The organism is Nonomuraea guangzhouensis (assembly GCF_019396345.1).
Classification (GTDB): domain Bacteria; phylum Actinomycetota; class Actinomycetes; order Streptosporangiales; family Streptosporangiaceae; genus Nonomuraea; species Nonomuraea guangzhouensis.
Genome location: NZ_JAHKRM010000055.1, coordinates 14615 through 35548, shown reverse-complemented (window position 1 = coordinate 35548; position 20934 = coordinate 14615). Strand labels below are relative to the sequence as shown.

The following is a 20934-nucleotide window of genomic DNA, read 5'->3' as shown; positions in this document are numbered from 1 at the left end:
GGGCTATGCCCGCAGCCGCATGGCGGGGTCGGGCGAACGGACGAAGCCCAGCGACCGGTAGAGCGGCTCGCCCTCGGGGGAGGCGAGCAGGTCGATCGTCCTGATGCCACGGTCGCGGTACCAAGCGAGCAGCGCCGTCATGCAGCTCCGGGAATAGCCGCGCCGACGGTGAGCCGGATCGGTCGCGACATTGAACACGTAGCCGATCTCACCGCTGGGATTGACCGGCCCGGGCAGCCGACGCTCGACGGTGCCCACCGCGCAGGCGGCCAGCAAACTCGGCCGGTTCCCCTGGCCCGGCCGGTCAGGCTGGCCCGGCCGGTCAGGCTGGTCCACGACGAAGGCGATCAGCGTGGGGTGTGGCCCCGCCAGTCGCTCGCGGAACGTCGCGTCCGCGGCCTCCTGCCAGCCGTCCCCGGCCCCCTCGTGCCGCGCCAGGTCGGTCATCAACACTCCGCGCAAGCGGACCAGCTCCGCGGCGTCCGCCGCGGTCGCCCTACGTGCCTCGTTCATCGGCCAGAAGCCTAACCGCCGCCCACCGGGAACGTTCTTGACTGATCTGTACAGAACCCGCTAGCTTCAGCCCATGGGCAGACCCCGTGAGTTCAGCGATCAGGCCGTCGTGGACGCCGCGATGGCGGTGTTCTGGGAGAAGGGGTACGAAGCGACCACCACCCAGGACCTGTGCGAGCGCACCGGGCTCGGTCGCGGCAGCCTGTACAACGCGTTCGGCAGCAAGCACCGCCTGTACGAGGAGGCGATCCGCCGGTACGCCGCGACCCGGGCCGATGCCCAGCTGGCGATGCTGGCGGACCCGGAAGCCGGTTCGGTGCGGGAGCGACTGCGGGAGATGATGCTGGGCGTCATCGACGCCGACCTGGCCGACCCAGGGCGGCGCGGCTGCCTGGCACTGAACGCCGCCACCGAGCCGAGTGGGCGCACCGAGGACGTCGCGGCGCTGGTGCGGCGGCAGTTCGTGGACTTGGAGCAGGCGATCTGCCACCTGGTGACGGTCGGCCAGCGCACGGGCGAGCTGTCCGCCGACCGGCCGCCGCTCCAGGTGGCGCGTACGTTCCAGAGCGCCTATTACGGCCTGCGCGTGCTCGCGAAGGTGACCGACGACAGGAAGGCCCTGCTGGACGTCGTGGACGGGGCGCTCGCGGCCCTGTAAGTCCCAAAGGTCGGCGGCGCGGGCATGGTGCTGCCCATTTTTTGTACTGATCAGTCAACTATTATGAGGTGGAACGAGTGGCGGTACTCTCCCTGATGCTGTGCGTGTTCGGCATCACGACCGGCGAGTTCGTGATCGCCGGCATCCTGCCGGACATCGCCGATGACCTGGCCGTGTCGATTCCGGCGGCCGGACTGCTGGTGACGGCGTACGCGATCGGGATGATCATCGGCGGCCCGGTGCTGACGGCGCTCACCGCGCGCTTCGCCCGCAGGCCGCTCATCCTCGTATTACTCGCCATCGTGATCGTCGGGAATCTGGCATCGGCGCTGGCACCGACGTACACCGTGCTGTTCGCGGCCCGGATCGTCACCTCGCTGGTGACCTCCACGTTCTTCGCCAACGCGATCGTCATCGCGGCCTCGACCGCCCCGGCGGGCAAGCAGGCGTCCACCGTGTCCAAGCTGGTGTTCGGGATGAACCTGTCGATGATCCTCGGTGCGCCTATCGGCACCTTCATCGGTCAAGGGCTGGGGTGGCGGTCCACGTTCGTGGCCATCGCCGGGTGCTGCGCGCTCGGGTTGCTGCTGCTGCTGCGCTTCGTACCGGACGTTCAGCAGGCCACGCCTGGCACGTCCGCGCTGGCCGAGCTCCGGGTGTTCCGCGGTCGTGATGTGCGGCTCGCCATCGCGGTCACGGCGGTGGGCAATGCGGGGCTGCTCATCGTGTTCACCTATTTCGCGCCGCTGCTCACCGGCGTCACCGGATTCGCCGAAGGCTCGGTGGCCGTGCTGCTGCTGGTGTACGGCGTCGGCGCGGCGATCGGCAATTTCGCCGGCGGCCGGCTGGCCGACCGGGCGCTGATGCCGTCACAGGTCAGCCTGCTCGGCGCCCTGGCGGCGACGCTGGTGCTGATGTGGACGGTCAGCGCCGGGACGACGGTCACGGCGGTCCTGGTCTTCGTGATCGGCGCGCTGGGATTCTCCGTCATTCCCGGCATGCAGACCAGGGTCCTGACCACCGCGACCGCGGCGCCGACGCTCGCCATGGCGGTGAACGCGTCCGCGTACCAGCTCGCCGCGGCCTTCGCCGCATGGCTGGGCGGCCGGGTCATCGACGGCGGGTTCGGGCTGCGGTCCCTCTATCTCGTCAGCGCCGCTGTCACCGTGGCCGGGATCGTCGTGAGCTGCTACGCGTGGTTCCGGGATCGGGCAGTGGTGGCGGCGCGCTGACGAGAGCGCGGGTCACGCGGGCTCCAGGTGGAACTGCTCGGCGCGCTGTGGCACGGCCACCGCGATCAGCGCGCCCAGCACGGTGGTGCCGATCAGCAGCCCGAACGCGGCGGTGTAGGAGTAGTGGTCGACCAGCCAGCCCATCAGCACCGGCGCGATGACGCCCGCCACCTGCCCGCCGACGTTGACCACGCCCATGCCCGAGCCGATCACCTCGGGTGGCAGCGCCCGCACCGGCATGCCCAGGATGCCCATCATCGACAGCCCGCCCACCGCCATGGCCAGCGTCTGGAACAGCGTGAACCCGGCCGCGGTCTCCGCGCGCAGCATCAGCACCAGCAGCACGGCGGTGCAGAGCAGCAGTGGGATGACGTACAGGCGGGCCCGGTCGTGGAAGTAACGGTCGAACAGCCAGCCGCCGAGGATGACCGTCACGGTCATCACCAGGCCGGGGATGGCCGCGTACAGGCCCGTCTGCAGCAGGGAGATGCCCCGCGCCTCCAGCAGGTAGCTGGGCACCCAGGTGATCATCCCGTACCCGAGCATGTTGGTCGCGCAGAACAACGCCGCGAACTTCCACACCGACGGCGCCCGCAGCACGGACCTGAGCGGGGGAGCGGGCCGGGCCAGATCGCCGGACCCGTTCAGCCCGGCGGGCAGGGGCGCGGGCAGCAGCGCCCACAGCAGCAGCCCGATCGCCACCCCCGCGGCGGCCGTCACCCAGAACGTCTGCCGCCACCCGAACGCCAGCAGCAGCGGCGCCACGACCAGCGGCGCCAGGCCCGCGCCCAGCTGGCTGGCGGCCAGCATCGCGCCCGCCGCGGTGGCCCGCCGGGCGGGCGTGGTCCGCTCGGACAGGGCCTTGAAGGACGCGCCGGGAAACAGCCCCTGCCCCACGCCGAACAGCGCCCGGATCACCAGCAACGCGACCAGCCCCCAGGCCACGCCGGTCAGCGCGGTGAACACCGACCACAGCGCGAGCGACACCACGAGCAGCCTGCGCGAGCCGAACCGGTCGGCGAGCAGCCCGCCGGGGATCTGGCACAGCAGGTACACCAGGGCGAACACGGTGACCAGCGAGCCCTGCTCGGTCTTGGTGAGCTCGAAGTCCGCGCCGATGAAGGGCAGGGCGACCGCGATCATCACCCGGTCGACGTAGTCGACGACCCACACGCCCATGAGCAGGCCGGCGGTGAGGACGGCGGTCTTCCTGACATCGACGGTGTACGTGCTTCCCAAGGCGACCTCCGGATGATGCGGGCGTTCCGCATTCTTCTTACAGATCAGCCGGTGGTCCTTCGGGCTGTTCGGCGAATCGCGGGTAGATGATCGCTATGTCGCTTCCGTGAGGCTTTGGGTCATCCGGCCGAGCGTACGGTGCAGGTCGGCCAGCTCGCTCATCCGCAGGCCGGTGGCCTCGAGCACGTGCTCGGGCACCCGCAGGGCGGACTCCCGCAGCGCCGCGCCCCCCTCGGTGAGGCGTACCACCACGGACCGTTCGTCGCTGGCGCTGCGTTCGCGCCGGACGTGCCCGGCCGCCTCCAGCCGCTTGAGCAGCGGTGACAGGGTGCCGGAGTCGAGCCGCAACGCCACGCCCAGCTCCTTGACCGTCACCGGCTCGCGCTCCCACAGGACCAGCATCACCAGATACTGCGGATAGGTCAGTCCCAGCTCGGCCAGTTCGCGCCGGTAGAAGCCGTCGAGCGCGCGAGACGCGGCGTGTACGGCGAAGCACACCTGATTCTCCAGCAGCAACGCGTTCATGACACCAGCATACCCGGGGTTGACGGCGAGCAATTTAATTGTGCACAATTGAGTTACAGGCAACCGATTAGGAGCGATCATGAGCACCCTCTACACCGCCATAGCCACCGCGACGGGCCGCGAAGGCCGCGCCGTCGCCTCCGACGGCCGCCTGGACGTGGCCCTCTCCCGGCCGAAGGAGCTAGGCGGCACCGGCAGCGGCACCAACCCCGAGCAGCTCTTCGCCGCGGGCTACGCCGCCTGCTTCGCCAGTGCCCTCGACCTGGTGGCCAAGCGCATGAAGGTGGACGCCGAGCAGGCGTCGGTCACCGCCGAAGTGGGCCTCGGCCCCAACGGCGACGGCGGCTTCACCCTGGAAGTCGCGCTCCGCGTCGAGCTCCCCGACCACCTGCAGGGCGAGACCGGCCGCGCCCTGGTGGAGGCCACGCACCAGGTGTGCCCGTACTCGAACGCCACCCGCGGCAACATCCCGGTCACGCTCGTCATCGAATAGGGTATCTTGATGGTCGAGACATCGTTGGCTTGATCGTCAAGAGGGTCGAATGTCAAGAGAGAGCCTGGAAGCACTGCGTCAGACCGTGGGCGAGGAGACGCAGGCGCTGCAGTCGGCGGTCGACGCCTTCGACGAGGCGGCCGCCGGCGCTCTGGGCGTCAACCGCACCGACCTGCGCTGCCTGGAGGCGCTCTCCCAGGGAGAACGGCTGACCCCTGGCGTGCTCGGGCCCGCACTGGGGCTGACCACGGGCAGCGTGACGGCGATGCTCGACCGGCTGGAACGGCTCGGCTACGTGACCCGTTCTCCCGACCCCTCGGACCGGCGCAAGGTGGTGGTGGGGATCACCGAGGAGGCGGCGGGCAAGGTCTGGGACCTCTACGGGCCGATCGCCGCGGCCGGTGACGCGTTCATGAAGGAGTACACGGCGGCGGAGCTGACCGTGCTGGCGGGCTATCTGCGCCGTTCACGCGAGCTGTACGAACACCACCTGACGCGGGCGCGCGCGATGCCCACCGCGGCGAAGCGCCGGTGACTCCGGCTCCGCCCCCATGCGTTACGCGGTTGTGACCGGCTTCCCGACTCCGCGCTGCCGTCGATGACCCCGGCCGGCCCGCCCACGGCCGCCCTGTCCCAGGACGGCCGGAGCGAGGTCGCCTACCGCCCACGCTCAGAGCCCGGCGGCCTCCTCCAGGGCGCTGACGTCGATCTTCCGCATGCCCAGCATGGCCTTCATGACCTGCTGCGCCTTGGCCGGGTCGGGGTTGCCCAGCAGTTCGGGCAGCGCCTGGGGGATGATCTGCCAGGACAGGCCCCACCGGTCCTTCAGCCAGCCGCACTGCGACTCCTCACCGCCATCTGTGAGCTTCGCCCACAGCTCGTCGACCTCCTCCTGCGACGCGCAGTCGACGTACAGGGAGATCGCCTCGGTGAAACGGAACTGCGGGCCGCCGTTCAGCGCGAGGAATCGCTGGCCCGCCAGCTCGAACGCCACCATCATGGCCGTCCCCGCCGGTCCCGGACCCGCCTCGCCGTAGCGGTTGACCTCGAGGATCCGCGAGTCCTCGAAGATCGAGGTGTAGAACTCGGCCGCCTCTTCGGCCTGGTTGTCGAACCACAGGTACGTGGTGATCTTCTGCATCATGCACTCCTCGGAGTTCGGGACGGTGCTGTCCTGTCGCTGACGCGTCGAACAGGCCGACGGCGATTCGACACAGCGGGGCGAGATTTTTCCGTGGATTTCATGACAAAGATCCTTTGACCCCGGCGATGATCAATTCGAGGCCCTCGCGGAAGGCGCGGTCGCGGAACTCCCTGGGCTGAGTCCCACGGGCCTGTTCCTCGGTCGTGTAGCCGTTGACGTACGCCATGACGGTGTCCACGGCGACGGCGGCCGTTCTCGCGGTGACGCCCGCGTCGGTCAGGGTGGCGATGAGGGCGTGGTAGAAGGCGACGGCCTCCTCGCCCGGGTTCTGGAAGGTGGACAACAGGCGCGCGCCATCGCGGTGGGCCAGCATGAGCTCACGCGTGCCGATGGCGAGACCGCGCAGCTGCACGTCCCAGGGGCCGTCGAGCGGCGGTACGGCGTCGGCAGGCGGGGTGACCAGGTGCGCGACCATGGCGTCCAGCAGAGCCTGCTTGCTGGGGTAATGCCGGTACAGGGCGCCTGCCTGCACACCGAGCCGGCCCGCCAGCAGGCGCATGGTGAGTCCGTCCAAGCCGACCTCGTCGAGCAGGTCGATCGCCGCCTGAAGCACCTCGGCACGCCGCTGCCCCATCGAATCCTCCCAAAGTCCCGGTTGACAATCCGGCTCCGCGTACGTGAACAATGTACACGTGAACGTTGTTCACGTCGGAGAGAAGGAGGGTTTCATGACCGAGCAAGGCGTGGGACGGGTGCTGGTGATCGGGGCGGGCCTCGGCGGGCTGACGCTCGCGCACGCGCTCGTCCGTGCGGGCATCGACGTACGCGTGTACGAGGCCGATGACGGCAGCGGCGAGCGGTTCCAGGGATACCGGATCGGGCTGGCGGAGCCCGGGCTGGCCGCCCTGCGCGCGAGCCTGCCGCGGCGGCTCTACGACCTGGTCGAGATCACCAGCGGGAGCCTCACGGGGCCGGGACTGCTGTTCGACGAGCAGCTCACGGTGCTCAGCCGCGACCTCGCGGGGCCGTCGGCGGAGACCAGGGCGGTCGACCGGCAGGTGCTGCGGCGGATCCTGCTCGGCGATCTCGGGGACCGGGTCGCGCACGGCAAGCGGCTGAGGGGGTTCGCGGAGGAGCCGGACGGGAGCGTGACCGCGCGCTTCGCCGACGGCACGCAGGCCACCGGCGCGGTGCTGGTCGGCGCCGACGGCGGCAACTCCGTGGTGCGGCAGCACCTGGTGCCCGAGGTCGGGCTCGTCGACTCGGACCTGTGCGGGGCGATGGGGCGCACGCCGATCACCGACCGCTTCCTGCGGCTGGTGCCGGGGCGCGGCACGATGGTCAAGGGGCCCGGCGTCACGCTGATGCTGGGCCGGATGCAGTTCGACAGGGAACCGTCCGAGGCCGCCGCCGAGTTCGCTCCCGGGCTGGACCTGCCCTACCGGGACAGCTACGTACGGTGGGTGCTGCTGGTCCCGCCGGAGCACCCGGCGGCCACCGAGTCGGGGGACGCGCGCGAGCTGGTGCTGGAGCTCATCGACGGCTGGCATCCCGACCTGCGGGACCTGGTGCGCTCGGCCGACATGAGCGCCGTCGGCCGGTCCAAGATCTACGACCGGCCGATGCCGTCCTGGCCGGTGGGCCGGGTCACGCTGCTCGGCGACGCCGCCCACCTGACACTGGCCAGCGGCGGGAACGGCGCGAACACCGCCATGCAGGACGCCGTACGCCTGTCGGCGCGGCTGGCCGAGGTCGACCGGGGCGAGCGGGACCTGACGTCGGCGCTGGGGGAGTACCAGGCCGACCTGCTCGACCGCGGGAACGCGGCGGTGGAGCACGGCAAGGAGGCGCTGAAGAGGTTCGTCCGTCCGCGGTCCCAGGCGACGCCGTGAGTTCTGCGGCGCATCCTGACGGGCCGGTTCACCGGGCGTGGATGCGGCGGCCGGTGATCTGGTGCGGGACGATGCGGATGTAGAGTCGGCGGTCGCCGCCCGCCCAAGGGGTGACGGTGGCCTCGGCCGCCTCGTCCGGTGGCACGTGGTGGGCGGGGCCTTGGATGAGGACGCTCCAGCCCTCGTTCTGCGCCTCGTCCACCTGGTCGACCTCGAAGCCGACCTTGATCTCCACGTCCCGCAGGCCGGTGCGCAGGTCCTGGTCCATGGGGCCGCCATATGAGGTGCGGAACACGATGGCGCCGTCGTGGAGCCGGTAGTTGACCGGCAGCACCGTCGGCCCGTGCGAGCCGTTGAACGCCACCCGGCCGACACCACCCGGCGCGACCAGACGCAGGCACTCCTCGGGCTCCAGCACCTCCAGGACCGGGTCGGCCGCGGCGGGGCCGCCACCGGACGGGCGGTCCCGGCCGCCGCCCAGCAGGTCTTGGACGGTGGTCTCCAGCGCGGTCGCCAGGCGGGTCAGCGTGCCGGCGTTCGGGGGGGCCAGGTGCCCTTCGAGGTACTGGACGTACCCGGGGGACATCTCCGCGCGGTCGGCGACCTGTTCGCGGGTGAGACCCAGCTGTTCGCGGTGGTGAATCAGGCGACGTGCGAAGTCACCGGTGCCTGTCATGACCGTCTCCTTGTCCTCATGGCCATGACGGTAGGTACAGGTCACCGGGGCCGAACAGGGTCCTTCGACTCTTGCCTGACGGACTTCCGGCCCTGCACCGGCGGTCGGTGAGCGAGTGCGATGGGAGGGAGGGAGCGAAGGAGGACAGATCATGATCGTCGTAGGAGTGGACGGCTCGGTGACCGCGCGGGCCGCGGTGGAGTGGGCGGTCAACGACGCCTTCCGGATGAAGGAGCCGCTACGGATCGTGCATGCGGTGGACCGTTCGCCGTATCACATCGCCAGGTTCCCCAGCGCCTCGCTGCCCGACACGCTGCTGCGTGAGGGGCAGCGGATTCTGCGGGAAGCGCTGGCCCTGGCCCGTGAGCGCCGGCCCGAGGTCGAGGTCACGACGGCGGACATCGAGGGCGCGCCCGCGGAGGTGCTGCGTGAGCAGGCCAGGGACGCGACCGAGATCGTGCTGGGCAGCCGTGGGCGCGGCGGGTTCGCCGGTGCGTTGCTGGGCTCGGTCAGCACGCACGTGGCGGGGCGGGTGCACTGTCCCGTCGTGGTGGTACGGGACGATCACCGGCCGGTGCTCTGGGAGATCGTGGTCGGGGTGGACGACTCGCCGCAGTCCGCGCCGGCGCTGGCCTACGCCTTCCGGCAGGCCGAGGCGCGGGGCAGCGTGCTGAGGGTGCTGCACGCCTGGCAGTTGCCGGTGCACGCGTTCGCGCCCGAGGTGGTCTACGGCATGGACGAGGCACGTACCGCGCAGTATCAGGTCGTCCGCGACCGGCTGGAAACCTTCAGGAAGGACTACCCGGAGGTGACGGTGGTCGAGGACGTTCAGCAGGGGCAGCCGGTGCAGCGGCTCACCGACGCGTCCGCCCGCGCCGACCTGCTGGTGGTGGGCTCGCACGGTCACGGCGCGCTGGGCGCGATGCTGCTCGGCTCGGTCAGCCGCGGCGTCCTGCACCACGTCCGCTGCCCGGTGGCGATAGTGCGCCAGTGAGGATCCGGCGGCGGTCAGAGCGCCAGCGCGCGGTCGAGCAGTGACTGGAGGGCGACGGCGCCGACCAGCCTCTTGTGGTCGTCGATCACGGCGAGCAGCGGGCTGCGGGTACGGGCCATCAGCGCCGCCATTTCCAGGACGGTCGCCTTCAGGTCGGCGACCGGCAACTCCCGGGGCTGCTCGGGCAGGCATTGCCGGACCGTCTTGCCGCCCAGCCCGCGCAGGAACAGGTCGGCGTGGGCCTCGTCCACCACCCGGGCCAGGGCCGGATCGTCCTGGCAGTAGCGCGGCACAGCGAGGCGGAGCACCTGCGTGCCGGGCAGGATGGTGATGGGCCGGTCGCGGTCATCGACCACGATGAGGCCGGGCAGGGACTGCTCGGCGAGCAGCCAGGCCGCGTCCAGCGCGGGAGTGTCCAGGGTGACCGTGGGGAACTCACCGACGAGATCGCGTGCGCGCATCCTCTGGCCTCCCGGAACGAAGCAGAGATCCAGCCTAACCAGTCAGATATCGCAGCCACAGGTACGGCGTCGCCACCGCCACCGTGACCAGGGTGACGACCAGACCGTACTTGGTGAATCCCCAGAAACTGATCTTCACACCGTTGCGCTCGGCGATGCCGATGATGACGACGTTGGCCGAGGCGCCGACCGCGGTGGCGTTGCCGCCCAGGTCGGCGCCGATGGCCAGCGCCCACCACAGAACCTGCGAACCGGGCCCGAAGGAGTGGGCGAGGTCGGCGACGATCGGGCTCATCGTGGCCACGTACGGGATGTTGTCGATGATGGCGGACAGGCCGGTCGACGCCCACAGCAGCACCATCGTGGCCAGGCCCAGCCGGCCCTCGGTGGCGGAGGCGGCGGCCTGGGAGAGCCGGCCGACCACGCCGGTCTCGACGAGGGCGCCGACCATGACGAACAGGCCCATGAAGAAGACCAGGGTGGACCACTCGACCTCGCGCAGTGACTCCTCGGTCGTCACCTTGGTGGCGGCGACCAGCAGGCCCGCGCCCAGCAGCGCGACGACGGCCGGTTCGTAGTGCAGCACCGGATGCAGGACGAACGCCGCGATCACCACCACCAGGACGCCCAGGCTCTGCCACAGCAGCAGCCGGTCCCTGATCGCCTCCCGCTCGTTCAGCTCCATGACCTCCGCGACCCGTTCGGGGTGGTAGACGAACGCGTCGCGGAACAGCCACCGGCACAGCCCCGCGAACACCGCGACCAGGACGATGATCAGCGGCGCGAGGTGGATGAGGAAGTCGTTGAAGGTCAGCCCGGCGCGGCTGGCGATGATGATGTTGGGCGGATCGCCGACCAGCGTGGCGGTGCCGCCGATGTTGGAGGCCATCGCCTCGGCGATCAGATACGGCGCTGCGGGCAGGGCGAGCCGGTCGCACACCAGGAAGGTGACGGGGGCGATCAGCAGCACGGTGGTGACGTTGTCCAGCAGCGCGGAGGCGCCCGCGGTGATGACGATCAGCATGACCATGAGCCGGAACGGCCGCCCCTTGGCCCGTTTGGCGGCCCAGATCGCCAGGTACTCGAAGACGCCGGTCTGTCGCAGCACCCCGACGATGATCATCATGCCGAGCAGCAGGAAGATGACGTTCCAGTCGATGCCGGTGCGCTCGGCGAAGAACGCCGCCCGGCCGTCCACGGCGTGGATCAGCAGCATCATCGCGGCGCCGCCCAGAGCGGCGGCCGTACGGTGGATCCGTTCGGTCGCGATGAGAACGTAGGCCACGATGAAGATCGCCAGGGTTGCGATCGCGATCACAGGCGGTCCTCCTGGGGTGGCGCGGGTCTCGCGAGCACCCTAGACCAGCCGTTCAGGTGGAAACGGTCTTGTTTACCTGCTTCTGCGGTCTTTTGCCCGAGGCTCGATTGACCTCACTGGATCACTCCTGGTCGTGTGGTGATTACCGAATGATATTGCTCCTAGGGGGGATGAAATGGCGGACAACGTAATCGCTCGGAAGCCCGGGGGCGGGGACGCGTACTGGGTGATGGGCGGTCTCTACGAGATCAAGGCCGCGGGCGGCGAGACGGGCGGCGGCGTGAGCGTCGTCGAGATGACCGTCCCGGCCGGCATGGGTCCGCCGCCGCACACGCACCCTGGTTCGGAGATGATCTACGTTCTGGAAGGAACGGTCCGCATGCACATCGACGATCAGGTGGTGGAAGGTGGTGCCGGGTCCTTCTTCTACATCCCCGAGAGAACGTGGGAGCGCTTCGAGCCCCTCACCGATGCGCGCCTTCTCGTGATCTATTCTCCCGGCGGCATCGACCGGTTCTTCGCCGAGGTGGGCGAGCTGGCGCCGACCAGGGAGGCCCCGCCGTCGGAGCATCCGCTGCCCAGCCTGAAGGCGGTGACGGAGGTCGGGCTCCGCTACGGGCTGGAGATGAGACTTCCCGACTGAAGGTCTCCCTCATGGGGTCAGGCCGGTCAGGCGGCACAGCGCGGCGAAGCCGTCGTCGGTGCCCGGCCAGTGGCGGCGCACGGCCGGCAGACCGGCCCGTCGTACCACTGAGCGCAGGACGACGGTGACGATGATGGCGTCGTCGGCGTAGCCGAGCACGGGGATGAAGTCAGGGATCAGGTCAAGGGGGAAGGCCAGGTAGGCCAGCAGCAGCGCGAGCCGCACCCGTACCCCTCGGGGCAGGACGGGATCGGCGGCCAGGCGGCGTACCAGGCGCAGCACGTCGGGCAGCAGCCGCAGCGCCTCGCGCAGCAGTCCACCACGGGGCCGCACGATGGCCAGCGTGGCGATGAGCGCCAGCCAGGTGACCAGCAACGCGGCGGCGATCCCGATCAACAGATCCCATCCCCATGTCCCGGTCATCACCGCTCGCTCTCGATGGGTGTCTCGGCGGCCAGGGCGGCCTGTTCGAAGGCGGCCAGGTCGGCGGCCGCGTCCTCGACGGCCGCGCGGGCGGCCGCGCCGGTGGGGGCGGCGAAGTAGTCCCGCGCGGCGATCTTGGCCAGCCAGGAGCGGAAGCGCTCCAGATCGGCCTCGGACTCCTCGACCTCGGCGTAGGTGGTGCGGCCACGGGAACGCTCGTGCTCGAGCTCCGCACGGAAGGCGGGCAGGCGCTCCAGGACCTCGGCGTACTCGGCGTCGCGCGCGGTGTTGAACTCGCCGATGATCTGCCGGCGTTCGGCCGGGTCGGTGATGGCCATGCGCAGGATCCGGCCGGTGCCGCCCTGCTGGTGCACCCGGTCGAGCAGACGGCGCGCCTGCCGGGTGGTCTCGGCGCGTTCGGGCAGCAGGCACACCGACTGCTGCAGGTACAGCGCGCCCAGCGAGCGCAGCTTGCGCCACACCTGCACGCGCAACGTCCCGGCGGCGCCGGCGGTGGACACGCTGATCAACAGCCAGCCCTGGTCTTCCGTAGTGTCCGTCACAGACGCATGTTACATCCGTTACATCGGCGCCCTGGTCTTGGGCAGCAGACGCACCAGGACGGCCGCGACGATCGCGACGGTGCAGGTGAAGACCGAGGACATCGCCAGTGCGTGGGCCGCCGCGGCGGTTCGGTCGCCGTCGGCGGGGTCGAAGGTGTTGAAGAACACCACGCCGATGATGGCGACGCCGAGCGCGCCGCCCACCTGCTGCGCGGTCGACAGCACCCCGGAGGCGATGCCCGCGTCGTCGGGGTCTATGCGGGTCAGGACCGCGTTGAGTGACGGCGTGATGAGCAGCCCACCGCCCACGCTCTGCAGCATGAGGGTCGGGATGACGACCACCGGCGTGAACGGCAGGCCGGACGTCAGGACGGTCACGGTCGCCGCGTACCCGAGCGCGAGCACGATCGCGCCGATCTCCAGGACGCGGCGGCCGTACTTCGGCACCAGCCGACCGGCGATCATGCTGAAGACGAAGAACGTCACCGCCGCGGGGGTGTAGACCAGCCCTGCTCCGAGGGCCGACAGGCCGAGTCCGTCCTGCAGCGCGATCGACAGGACGAGGTAGTAGGAGGTGATGACGGCGTAGACGGCGAGGACGAGGACGATGCCGACGGAGAACGACCGGGTGGCGAAGAGGGAGACCCTCAGGAGGGGGTCGCCGCCGAGCCTTCCGGTCCGGCGTTCGATGGAGACGAAGAGGGCGAGACCGAGCGCACTCGCGGCCATACTGGCCCACGTCCACCAGGGCCAGCCCGCTTCGTGGCCTTGGATGAGCGGGAAGGCGAGCAGGAACAGCGCGACGCTGAGCACGACGACGCCCGGGATGTCGAGCTTGCGGGCGAGCGCCGCCCTGGATTCCGGGATGCGCCCGGCGGTGAGCAGGATCGCGATGAGCCCGATCGGGACGTTGATCCAGAACACCGGCCGCCAGCCGGAGCCGAACAGGTCGGCGCTGATCAGCAGGCCGCCGACGACCTGACCGCCGATGGTGGCGAGTCCGAGGACGACCCCGAGGACGCCGAAGACGCGATGCCGTTCCTTCTCGGGGACCAGCACGGCGATGACGGCGTACACCTGGGGGAGCATCAACGCGGCGCCCAGGCCCTGGACGAGACGGGCCGCGATGAGGGCGGGCGCCGTCTGCGAGAGGGCGCACGCGGCCGACGCCAGGGTGAACAGCGCCAGGCCGGCGATGAAGGTCCGTTTGCGGCCGTGCAGGTCGCCGAGGCGGCCACCGGTGATGAGGAACACCGCGAACGTCAGCTGGTAGCCGGCCAGGATCCACTGCAGTTCGCCGCCGGAGGTGTCGAGGTCGGCCTGGATCGCCGGTCCCGCGACGATGACGATGAACGCGTCGAGGGTCGCCATGAACGCGCCGACCAGCACGATCGACACCGCACCCCATGGCGTGGTCGGTGGCGCGGGTGTCACGGATTCTTGGGTGGTGTCAGTCACGAAAGTGAGCGTACGATCGTTCGTACACTTATGGCAAGCGTGTGGCAGGATGGGGCCATGAGCGAGCTGGCACAACGGTCGGACCTGGGCTCGTCCGAGCCGGTGGAGGCGGAGACCTCCGACCTGCGGCTCCTGCGCGGCGCGCGGACCAGGCAGGCGATCGCCCGGCACGCCGTCGACGTCGCGTCGCTGGAGGGGCTCAACGGGCTCAGCATCGGCCGGCTGGCCGGCGACCTCAAGCTCAGCAAGAGCGGCGTCGCCACCCTCTTCGGGACGAAGGAGAAATTGCAGGTCGCCGCCGTCGCGTCGGCCCGCGAGGCGTTCCTCGACGCGGTCGTCCACCCCGCCTCGGCCGCGCCCCACGGCGCCGCCCGGCTGCGCGCGCTGACCGAACACTGGCTCTCCTACGCCGAGACACCGCTGTTCGCGGGCGGCTGCTTCTGGGCGGCGAACCTCCCCGACTTCGACAGCCGGCCGGGGCGGGTCCGCGACGCGCTGGTCCGGCATCACCAGGGCTGGCTCGCGCTCCTGGCCGGCGAGCTGCGGCAAGCCGTCGGCTCCGGCGAGATCGCCGACCTGGACGCCGACCTGGCGGCCTTTCAGATCGACGCGGTGTTCACGGCCGCGAACACCGCGTTGCGCCTGGGCGACAAGGATGCCGGGGACAAGGCCCGTCGCGTGGTCGACGGGTTCCTCGCGCCTCGCCGCTGACCCTGTTCGGGCTCGATGGGTGGCGCTGGTCAAGCGACGATCTACGGGTTACGATCCGGGCACACATCCGATGTATGTGGCTCGCAGGAGCTCCCATGGTCGCGTTGATCCGTCTGTGCGTCGCTCTCCTCCTCGCCTTCGGCCTCCTCCCGGCGCTGCCCGCCCAGGCGGCCGCCCGGGGAAGCTGGAAGATCACCGGCTTCCCCGGCGGCCCCTCCGCGGAGCTCGCGCTCGACCCGCAGGCGGGCACCCTCACCCTCGCCGTGACCCGCGGTGGCGTCCGGGTGCTGGAGCCCAGCCCCGCGGGCATCGTCACCGAGCGGGCCGACCTGTCGCAGGGCCTGCGGTTCCTGCACCGCCGCGACCGGGTGGTGGCCGAGCACTACACCACCACGGTCGGCAAGCGCCTCAAGCGGTGGGCCCTCATGCGTGAGGCCGCCTTCACCTTCGAGAACGCCGCCGGCGCCCGCCTCGACCTGGTCGTCAGGGTCGCCCACGACGGTGTCGCCTACCGCTACCGGCTGCCGGATGACCAGGGCGCGGTCCTGCGCGAGACCTCGGCGTTCACGCCCGCGCAGGACGCCACCGCCTGGCTGGCCCTGCATCGCCGCGACTACGAGAACCCGTTCCTGCAGTATCCGGTCCAGAGCGCGCCCGCGGCCGACTTCATGGTGCCCGCCCTGTTCGAGAGCGGCGGCACCTATCTCCTTGTCACCGAGTCCGACCTCGACGGCCGCTACTCCGGTCCCAGGCTCTCCCACGAGCAGGGCACCGGCACGTACCGCCTGCAGTTATGGGATCCGCAGGTCCAGGTCAGCGGGCCGTTGGCCACCCCGTGGCGAGTCATGATCGTCGGGGACCTGGCCACGGTCACCGAGTCCACGCTGGTGGACGACCTCGCGCCGGACTCCAAGGTCCGCGACACCTCCTGGATCGAGCCCGGCCAGGTGCTGTGGACCTGGCTCGCCGGCGGCAGGGAGGCCGGGCAGAGCCTGGAACTGCAGAAGGGGTTCGTCGACTACGCCTCCGTCCGCGGCTGGCCGTACGTGGCGGTGGACGCGGGCTGGTACTTCCTGAAGGACCAGTGGGACGTCACCGACCCGGAATGGCCGACCACGAGCTGGATTCCGCGACTGGTCGAGTACGGGCGCGGCAAGGGCGTGGAGATCGTGGTCTGGATCCACTTCCGGGACCTGGACACGCCGGAGGAGCGCGCCCTGTGGCTGCCCACCCTGCGGAAGTGGGGCGTACGCGGCGTCAAGATCGACTTCATGGACGCGGAGTCGCAGGAGCGGCTGCGCTGGTACGACGAGATCCTGCCCGCCACCGCCGCGAACCACCTGATGGTCAACTTCCACGGCTCGACCATCCCCAAGGGCATCCACCGCACCTGGCCGCAGGTGATGACCATGGAAGGCGTGCACGGCGGCGAGAAGCGCACCCTCACCACCTCCCACCTGACGACCCTGCCGTTCACCAGGAACGTCGTCGGCTCGATGGACTACACCCCGATGGCCTTCCAGCGTCCGTCCCGGCCCACTTCCGATGCCCATGAGCTGGGCCTGGCCATGACGTACGAGTCCGGTCTGCAGGACCTGGCCGGCACCGTGGAGTCCTACCAGGCGCGGCCGGAGGCCGAACGCTTCCTGGAACGGGTGCCCACGGTCTGGGACGAGACGCGCCTGCTGTCCGGCCGCCCGGCCGACCACGTGGTGCTGGCCCGGCGCAGCGGTGACCGGTGGTTCGTGGGCGCCGGGATCTCCGGCGCTGCCCGGACGCTCGACGTCGCGCTCGGCATGCTTCGCGGGCGGTGGCTGGTCGAGGTGGTACGTGACGGTCCGACCGGCCTGGTGCGGGAGAGCCAGATGGTCGACGGGCCGCGCGGCCGGCTCGTGGTGGCGGTGCCGGCCGAGGGCGGGTACGCGGCGATCGCCTGCCGCTGGCATCCGGGGATCACGACCTGCGACCGATAAACCTCCGCGGCGACCAACTCCGTAATTCACTACTTTTACTTCGCCACCACCCGCGATACGCATGGGCCCATCGAGACGTACTGCATATTCATGCCTAACTGCAGTGCTCTTGAAAGGGAATGGCATGCTGGCGAATAAGAAAATGCGCGTTTTTGTCTGGGCGAGTGCGACGGCCGGCCTCGTCGCGGCGGTCGCGGGCGCCGGGGCCGCGGCGGCGACCATCGCCACCCCGACCAAGGTGACGGCTCCGTACGCGCAGGCGGCGGCCGTGGTCAACGCCGACGGAAGCATCAACCGGGCCAAGGGGATCGCCGGGGTCACGAAGCCGGCCACCGGGCGCTACTGCGTCGAGTTGGCGGACAAGGAACTGGACGTCACGAGGCTTGTTCCGTCGGCCACGCTGCAGTATACGTCCTTCGACTATGGAATCCGGGTGTCCATGTGGCCGGACCCCGTCTGCGGCACCCGGTCGGACACATTCCTTGTCATTACTGGAAAGCCGCACATGTGGGAAGACCGGGCATTTTCTATCGTCATTCCGTAACAGCCTTCGGCTTGCGGCGGCCGGGGAGGCGCATGGTGAGCAGCCTCGCGCGGGGTGCCACCCGTTCGGCCAGGTTGAACAGGGCCTCGGTCCGGGTGCGGTCGGCGTCGAGGTGGGTGAAGAGGTTGACGCCGAGATAGAACGTGATCGCCGCGTACGCGAGATCGCGCGGGGGCAGCAGTTTGGCCAGCGGCGACCCCCCGATGACCCGGTCCAGGGCCTGCTCGATGAAGTCGATCCAGGGCTCGGACCGCGCGGTGATCTCCGCGCGGAGCTCGGGCCGGGCGATGCTCGCACCGACCATCTCGGAGAAGAGGGTGATGTGCCCGCCTTCGAGGTCGGCCCGGTAGATCTCGCTCGCGGTCTGGACGAGTTCCTCGAGGGTGCCGGCCTTCTCCACGGCCTGCCGGTAGGCCGCCATGCGCTGCTCCGACGACCGGTCCAGCGCGGCGAGCAGCAGCGCGTCGACGCCGCCGAAGTGGTAGAAGACCAGCGCCGAGTTGACCTCCGCGGCCTTGGCGATGGCCCGCGCGCTGGTGCCGGCGTAGCCCTGGCTCCGGATCGTCTCGGCCGCGGCGTCGATGAGCCGATCGCGAGTCTCCACACCCGACTGCTGCTTTCCGGCCACCCGCACCCCCGCTTGACAGAATCCCGCGCCCTCATCGTACAGTTTAATCACCTGATTAAATCTCGCGATTAAGAGGTGCTCGTGGAGCCTGACCCCCGACCGCAGTTGAGAGCGCGGCGCACGCTGGCCGGGGTGCTGGCCGCGCTGTTCGCGGCGATGTTGCTCTACAGGGTTCTGCACGAGGGGCATCTGGAGCAGACGGCGTTGTTCTACGTCGGCATCCCGGCCGTGATCGCCATCACCGTCGCCCTCACCGCCCGGGCCCGCAGCACCACCGGCATGGTCATGGCGTCCATCACCGTGGCCCTGGCTTTAGCCGGTCCGCTGCTCGGCGAGGGGATCGTCTGCCTGGTCATGGCCGCGCCGCTGTTCTACCTCGTCGGCGCGATCGTCGGGTTGTTCATCGATTCCGGCAGGCGCGGTGACGGCAACGGGCGGATGAACCTCTTCCTCGCGCCGCTCCTCATCGCCGCCATGCTGGAGGGCACGGCGGCCTCGCTGCCCCGTGACAACGAGGTCACCGTCACCCGGGCCACTGGAACCACGGACGTCGAACGGGCGCTGGCCGCCGAACCACGATTCGGGCCGGTGGAGTCGTGGTTCCTGGCACTCGGCTTCCCCCGGCCGTTACGGGCCGAAGGCACCGGGCTGGCCGTCGGCGACACCCGGAAGATCTTCTTCACACCGCGCCGCTCCCTGGGCATCGGCGCTCCCCTCGAACCCCGGTCCATGACCCTGCGCGTGAGCGAGCGCTCGCCTGGGCGGGTGGTGTTCGCCGTGGTGGCGGACACCACCGTCGCCCGCTGGATGGACCTGCGCCGGGCGACGTTCGACTGGCGAGGCGGCGAGCTGAAGCTGACCCTCGGCTATCGCCGTACCTTCGACCCGGGCTGGTACTTCGGCCCGCTCCAGCGCTACGCGGTCTCCGAAGCGGCCGGCTATCTGGCCAGGACCTTCGCTCCGTGAACGACCCCGCGCTGATCCGCGGTGTCGCGCTCTTCGTCCCGCTGGCCGCCGTCTGGATCGCGGCGATCGTACGGCGGCCGGGGGAACGGGACGTCGCCGCGATGATCCTTGCCACGGCGTGGAACCTGCTCACCCTCACCATCGTGAACGTCCTCGCCCCGTACGCGGGCTGGTGGCGCTTCGCCGCCGACGGCGCCGTCGTCGCGGGCATCCCCGTCGATCTGCTGCTGGGCTGGGCGTTGCTGTGGGGTGCGCTGCCCGCGCACACGGCGCGGGCCTACCCGCTCCCGCTGGTCCTGGCCGGGTTCGCCTGGCTGGACCTGGGTGTGATGCCGCTGGCCGAGCCGATTGTGCTGCTGGGTCACGGCTGGCTGTACGGCGAGGCCGTCGCGATCGCGCTCTGCCTGCTGCCCGGCCTGCTGCTGGCCCGCTGGACCGCCGCGGACCGCCGGCTCGGCTGGCGCGCGTCGCTTCAGGTGGTCCTCGCGGGCGGGCTCATGCTCGGCGCGCCCGTCGCGCTCACCGGCGTGTGGCGGCAGCCCGAGTGGGTGATCGGGCTGCTGGCCCAGATCCTCGCCGTGCCGCTGCTGTTCGGCCTGGCCGCCGTCCGCGAGTTCGCCGTCGCCGGGGGAGGGACGCCGGTGCCGTACGACCCGCCGAAACGCCTGGTCACGAGCGGGCCGTACGCCTACGTGCGCAATCCCATGCAGGCTTCCATGGCGGGCGCCTACCTGGTGCTCGCGGTCCTCGACCTCCGCTTCGCCGCCGCCACGGCGATCTGCCTCGCCTACGGCGCCGGGCTCGCCTCCTGGCACGAAGGGACCCAGCTCGCCACCCGGCACGGCCGGGACTGGGCGGCCTACCGCGACCAGGTACGCCCCTGGCTGCCCCGGACCCGCCCCTACGCCGGCCTGCCGCCCGCCGACGTCTACGTGGCCGCGACCTGCGATCGATGCGGCGCACTCGGCCGGTGGATCGCCCACCGGCGGCCGGTCTCGCTGCGGATCCGGCCCGCCGAGGGCCATCCGGGCGGCCTGCGCCGGATGACCTACGAACGCGCCGACGGGCTGCGCGCCCAGGGAGTGGCGGCCTTCGCCCACGTGGCCCAGCACCTCCACCTGGGCTGGGCGCTCCTCGGCTGGCTGCTCCTGTTGCCGGGGTTGGGATGGTTCGCCCAGCTGTGCGCGGACGCCTTCGGCGCCGGCCCCGCACGGGCGCAGCTGTTGTGACCTAGATCACAGTCTCTGCCTGTCCCCTGGAGGCGTTCCGGCTCGTCCTGTGACCGAGAAATCGGCTTCCAGGAGGTCCAAGGTCATGGGTCAGGTCATCGCCATCCAGTTCATCACCCTCGACGGGGTCATCGAGGACCCGGACGGGTCGGCCGGCTCGCCGTGGGGAGGATGGGCCTTCCGCTACGGGCCCGAAGCCGTGGCCGGCGACAAGTTCGAGCTGGGCGAGGTGCTGGACACCGGAGTCATGCTGCTGGGCCGCGTCACCTGGCAGCTGTTCTCCGGCATCTGGCCCGCCAGGGAGGACGAGTTCTCCCAGAAGATGAACGCCATCCCCAAGCTCGTCGCCTCACGATCACTGGACGACGTCGAGGGCTGGCGCAACTCCACCCTCCTGCGGGGCGACCTGGTCGACGAGGTGTCCAAGCGCGGGCGGAGCCAGGATGTCGTGGTCGCCGGCAGCGCTAGCATCGTCGATGCGCTGCGCGCGGCCGACCTGATCGACCAATACCGGCTGCTGGTCTTCCCGACGGTGCTCGGTCAGGGCCGGCGCCTGTTCGAGCAGCCCGGACAGCCCATCGGCCTGAACCTCGCGGCCGCCGAAAGGACGGGCCATGCCGTCCGCCTCGTCTACGACCGCGTTTAGGAGAC

The 20934-nt window shown here is 70.4% G+C and carries 25 protein-coding genes; 13 read left to right on the top strand and 12 right to left on the bottom strand.

Annotation, left to right across the window (positions count from 1 at the left end; all coding sequences use genetic code 11):
• Positions 1-3: 3 nt before the first annotated feature.
• Positions 4-513 carry a GNAT family N-acetyltransferase gene (locus KME78_RS59640; protein WP_219539196.1) on the bottom strand — a complete coding sequence of 170 codons (510 nt, stop codon included), beginning with the start codon at positions 511-513 and terminating at the stop codon, positions 4-6.
• A 73-nt stretch (positions 514-586) separates the two neighbouring features.
• On the opposite strand from KME78_RS59640, the gene KME78_RS59635 reads away from it, so the two are divergent.
• Positions 587-1171 carry a TetR/AcrR family transcriptional regulator gene (locus tag KME78_RS59635; RefSeq protein WP_246654887.1) on the top strand — a complete coding sequence of 195 codons (585 nt, stop codon included), beginning with the start codon at positions 587-589 and terminating at the stop codon, positions 1169-1171.
• Positions 1172-1248: 77 nt separating this feature from the next.
• Positions 1249-2403: an MFS transporter gene (locus KME78_RS59630; RefSeq protein WP_219539195.1), complete on the top strand. Its 1155-nt coding sequence runs from the start codon at positions 1249-1251 to the stop codon at positions 2401-2403.
• Between the two features lie 12 nt (positions 2404-2415).
• Here the strand turns inward: KME78_RS59630 and KME78_RS59625 are convergent, their stop codons facing one another.
• Together KME78_RS59625 and KME78_RS59620 are read right to left on the bottom strand one after the other, a co-directional pair.
• Positions 2416-3642 (bottom strand): MFS transporter, encoded by a 1227-nt coding sequence (locus KME78_RS59625; RefSeq protein ID WP_246654886.1) that lies wholly within the window; start codon positions 3640-3642, stop codon positions 2416-2418.
• 93 nt (positions 3643-3735) lie between these two features.
• Entirely contained in the window at positions 3736-4167 is a 432-nt protein-coding gene (locus KME78_RS59620) for a MarR family winged helix-turn-helix transcriptional regulator (protein WP_246654885.1), read from the bottom strand.
• Between the two features lie 79 nt (positions 4168-4246).
• Between KME78_RS59620 and KME78_RS59615 the strand changes: the two genes are divergently transcribed.
• Together KME78_RS59615 and KME78_RS59610 are read left to right on the top strand one after the other, a co-directional pair.
• Positions 4247-4660, top strand: a complete 414-nt coding sequence (locus KME78_RS59615; RefSeq protein ID WP_219539193.1) for an organic hydroperoxide resistance protein — start codon at positions 4247-4249, stop codon at positions 4658-4660.
• 49 nt (positions 4661-4709) lie between these two features.
• On the top strand, positions 4710-5195 hold the full coding sequence (locus tag KME78_RS59610; protein WP_219539192.1) for a MarR family winged helix-turn-helix transcriptional regulator: 486 nt from the start codon (positions 4710-4712) through the stop codon (positions 5193-5195).
• Between the two features lie 135 nt (positions 5196-5330).
• Here KME78_RS59610 and KME78_RS59605 read toward each other — a convergent pair whose 3' ends face one another.
• The gene (locus tag KME78_RS59605; RefSeq protein ID WP_219539191.1) at positions 5331-5804 is read right to left on the bottom strand and encodes a VOC family protein; all 474 of its coding nucleotides are present in this window, start codon (positions 5802-5804) and stop codon (positions 5331-5333) included.
• A gap of 97 nt (positions 5805-5901) precedes the next feature.
• Entirely contained in the window at positions 5902-6438 is a 537-nt protein-coding gene (locus KME78_RS59600; protein ID WP_219539190.1) for a TetR/AcrR family transcriptional regulator C-terminal domain-containing protein, read from the bottom strand.
• 94 nt (positions 6439-6532) lie between these two features.
• Between KME78_RS59600 and KME78_RS59595 the strand changes: the two genes are divergently transcribed.
• The gene (locus KME78_RS59595) at positions 6533-7696 is read left to right on the top strand and encodes an FAD-dependent oxidoreductase (protein ID WP_219539189.1); all 1164 of its coding nucleotides are present in this window, start codon (positions 6533-6535) and stop codon (positions 7694-7696) included.
• Between the two features lie 28 nt (positions 7697-7724).
• On the opposite strand, the gene KME78_RS59590 is transcribed toward KME78_RS59595, so the two are convergent.
• A complete protein-coding gene (locus KME78_RS59590) occupies positions 7725-8372 on the bottom strand; it encodes a helix-turn-helix domain-containing protein (RefSeq protein WP_219539188.1) in 648 nt (215 codons plus the stop codon).
• A 151-nt stretch (positions 8373-8523) separates the two neighbouring features.
• Here KME78_RS59590 and KME78_RS59585 point away from each other — a divergent pair, with 151 nt between their 5' ends.
• A complete protein-coding gene (locus tag KME78_RS59585) occupies positions 8524-9366 on the top strand; it encodes a universal stress protein (RefSeq protein WP_219539187.1) in 843 nt (280 codons plus the stop codon).
• A 14-nt stretch (positions 9367-9380) separates the two neighbouring features.
• On the opposite strand, the gene KME78_RS59580 is transcribed toward KME78_RS59585, so the two are convergent.
• Together KME78_RS59580 and KME78_RS59575 are read right to left on the bottom strand one after the other, a co-directional pair.
• Positions 9381-9827, bottom strand: a complete 447-nt coding sequence (locus KME78_RS59580; protein WP_219539186.1) for a CBS domain-containing protein — start codon at positions 9825-9827, stop codon at positions 9381-9383.
• A gap of 34 nt (positions 9828-9861) precedes the next feature.
• The gene (locus KME78_RS59575; protein ID WP_219539185.1) at positions 9862-11145 is read right to left on the bottom strand and encodes an ArsB/NhaD family transporter; all 1284 of its coding nucleotides are present in this window, start codon (positions 11143-11145) and stop codon (positions 9862-9864) included.
• Positions 11146-11320: 175 nt separating this feature from the next.
• Between KME78_RS59575 and KME78_RS59570 the strand changes: the two genes are divergently transcribed.
• Positions 11321-11788: a cupin domain-containing protein gene (locus KME78_RS59570; RefSeq protein ID WP_219539184.1), complete on the top strand. Its 468-nt coding sequence runs from the start codon at positions 11321-11323 to the stop codon at positions 11786-11788.
• A gap of 9 nt (positions 11789-11797) precedes the next feature.
• On the opposite strand, the gene KME78_RS59565 is transcribed toward KME78_RS59570, so the two are convergent.
• Genes KME78_RS59565 through KME78_RS59555 form a run of 3 tightly spaced genes read right to left on the bottom strand, consistent with a single transcriptional unit; the run spans position 11798 to position 14232 of the window.
• A complete protein-coding gene (locus KME78_RS59565; protein ID WP_219539183.1) occupies positions 11798-12211 on the bottom strand; it encodes a YkvA family protein in 414 nt (137 codons plus the stop codon).
• Complete coding sequence (locus KME78_RS59560; protein WP_219539182.1) at positions 12211-12774, bottom strand: Chromate resistance protein ChrB; 564 nt, start codon at positions 12772-12774, stop codon at positions 12211-12213. The genes KME78_RS59565 and KME78_RS59560 overlap by 1 nt, the downstream gene beginning before the upstream one ends.
• Positions 12775-12792: 18 nt before the next feature.
• On the bottom strand, positions 12793-14232 hold the full coding sequence (locus KME78_RS59555) for an MFS transporter (protein ID WP_219539181.1): 1440 nt from the start codon (positions 14230-14232) through the stop codon (positions 12793-12795).
• Between the two features lie 57 nt (positions 14233-14289).
• On the opposite strand from KME78_RS59555, the gene KME78_RS59550 reads away from it, so the two are divergent.
• The 3 genes from KME78_RS59550 (at position 14290) to KME78_RS59540 (ending at position 17460) form a co-directional block, all read left to right on the top strand.
• A complete protein-coding gene (locus KME78_RS59550) occupies positions 14290-14943 on the top strand; it encodes a TetR/AcrR family transcriptional regulator (RefSeq protein ID WP_219539180.1) in 654 nt (217 codons plus the stop codon).
• Positions 14944-15038: 95 nt separating this feature from the next.
• Positions 15039-16916 (top strand): glycoside hydrolase family 97 protein, encoded by a 1878-nt coding sequence (locus KME78_RS59545; protein ID WP_219539179.1) that lies wholly within the window; start codon positions 15039-15041, stop codon positions 16914-16916.
• 124 nt (positions 16917-17040) lie between these two features.
• Positions 17041-17460 carry a hypothetical protein gene (locus tag KME78_RS59540; RefSeq protein WP_219539178.1) on the top strand — a complete coding sequence of 140 codons (420 nt, stop codon included), beginning with the start codon at positions 17041-17043 and terminating at the stop codon, positions 17458-17460.
• On the opposite strand, the gene KME78_RS59535 is transcribed toward KME78_RS59540, so the two are convergent.
• On the bottom strand, positions 17450-18094 hold the full coding sequence (locus tag KME78_RS59535; RefSeq protein ID WP_372455131.1) for a TetR/AcrR family transcriptional regulator: 645 nt from the start codon (positions 18092-18094) through the stop codon (positions 17450-17452). The two genes, KME78_RS59540 and KME78_RS59535, sit on opposite strands and share 11 nt — an antisense overlap.
• 75 nt (positions 18095-18169) lie before the next feature.
• On the opposite strand from KME78_RS59535, the gene KME78_RS59530 reads away from it, so the two are divergent.
• The 3 genes from KME78_RS59530 (at position 18170) to KME78_RS59520 (ending at position 20929) form a co-directional block, all read left to right on the top strand.
• On the top strand, positions 18170-19054 hold the full coding sequence (locus KME78_RS59530) for a hypothetical protein (protein WP_308127565.1): 885 nt from the start codon (positions 18170-18172) through the stop codon (positions 19052-19054).
• Positions 19051-20283: a methyltransferase family protein gene (locus KME78_RS59525; RefSeq protein ID WP_219539176.1), complete on the top strand. Its 1233-nt coding sequence runs from the start codon at positions 19051-19053 to the stop codon at positions 20281-20283. The genes KME78_RS59530 and KME78_RS59525 overlap by 4 nt, the downstream gene beginning before the upstream one ends.
• Before the next feature lie 85 nt (positions 20284-20368).
• Positions 20369-20929, top strand: a complete 561-nt coding sequence (locus KME78_RS59520) for a dihydrofolate reductase family protein (protein ID WP_219539175.1) — start codon at positions 20369-20371, stop codon at positions 20927-20929.
• Positions 20930-20934: the final 5 nt, after the last annotated feature.

Bases quoted from the DNA above. Each gene is read 5' to 3' on its own strand.
- KME78_RS59640 (WP_219539196.1), bottom strand. From the start codon at position 513: ATGAACGAGGCACGTAGGGCGACCGCGGCGGACGCCGCGGAGCTGGTC.
- KME78_RS59635 (WP_246654887.1), top strand. From the start codon at position 587: ATGGGCAGACCCCGTGAGTTCAGCGATCAGGCCGTCGTGGACGCCGCG.
- KME78_RS59620 (WP_246654885.1), bottom strand. From the start codon at position 4,167: ATGAACGCGTTGCTGCTGGAGAATCAGGTGTGCTTCGCCGTACACGCC.
- KME78_RS59615 (WP_219539193.1), top strand. From the start codon at position 4,247: ATGAGCACCCTCTACACCGCCATAGCCACCGCGACGGGCCGCGAAGGC.
- KME78_RS59610 (WP_219539192.1), top strand. From the start codon at position 4,710: ATGTCAAGAGAGAGCCTGGAAGCACTGCGTCAGACCGTGGGCGAGGAG.
- KME78_RS59605 (WP_219539191.1), bottom strand. From the start codon at position 5,804: ATGATGCAGAAGATCACCACGTACCTGTGGTTCGACAACCAGGCCGAA.
- KME78_RS59600 (WP_219539190.1), bottom strand. From the start codon at position 6,438: ATGGGGCAGCGGCGTGCCGAGGTGCTTCAGGCGGCGATCGACCTGCTC.
- KME78_RS59595 (WP_219539189.1), top strand. From the start codon at position 6,533: ATGACCGAGCAAGGCGTGGGACGGGTGCTGGTGATCGGGGCGGGCCTC.
- KME78_RS59590 (WP_219539188.1), bottom strand. From the start codon at position 8,372: ATGACAGGCACCGGTGACTTCGCACGTCGCCTGATTCACCACCGCGAA.
- KME78_RS59585 (WP_219539187.1), top strand. From the start codon at position 8,524: ATGATCGTCGTAGGAGTGGACGGCTCGGTGACCGCGCGGGCCGCGGTG.
- KME78_RS59580 (WP_219539186.1), bottom strand. From the start codon at position 9,827: ATGCGCGCACGCGATCTCGTCGGTGAGTTCCCCACGGTCACCCTGGAC.
- KME78_RS59570 (WP_219539184.1), top strand. From the start codon at position 11,321: ATGGCGGACAACGTAATCGCTCGGAAGCCCGGGGGCGGGGACGCGTAC.
- KME78_RS59565 (WP_219539183.1), bottom strand. From the start codon at position 12,211: ATGACCGGGACATGGGGATGGGATCTGTTGATCGGGATCGCCGCCGCG.
- KME78_RS59550 (WP_219539180.1), top strand. From the start codon at position 14,290: ATGAGCGAGCTGGCACAACGGTCGGACCTGGGCTCGTCCGAGCCGGTG.
- KME78_RS59545 (WP_219539179.1), top strand. From the start codon at position 15,039: ATGGTCGCGTTGATCCGTCTGTGCGTCGCTCTCCTCCTCGCCTTCGGC.
- KME78_RS59540 (WP_219539178.1), top strand. From the start codon at position 17,041: ATGCTGGCGAATAAGAAAATGCGCGTTTTTGTCTGGGCGAGTGCGACG.
- KME78_RS59520 (WP_219539175.1), top strand. From the start codon at position 20,369: ATGGGTCAGGTCATCGCCATCCAGTTCATCACCCTCGACGGGGTCATC.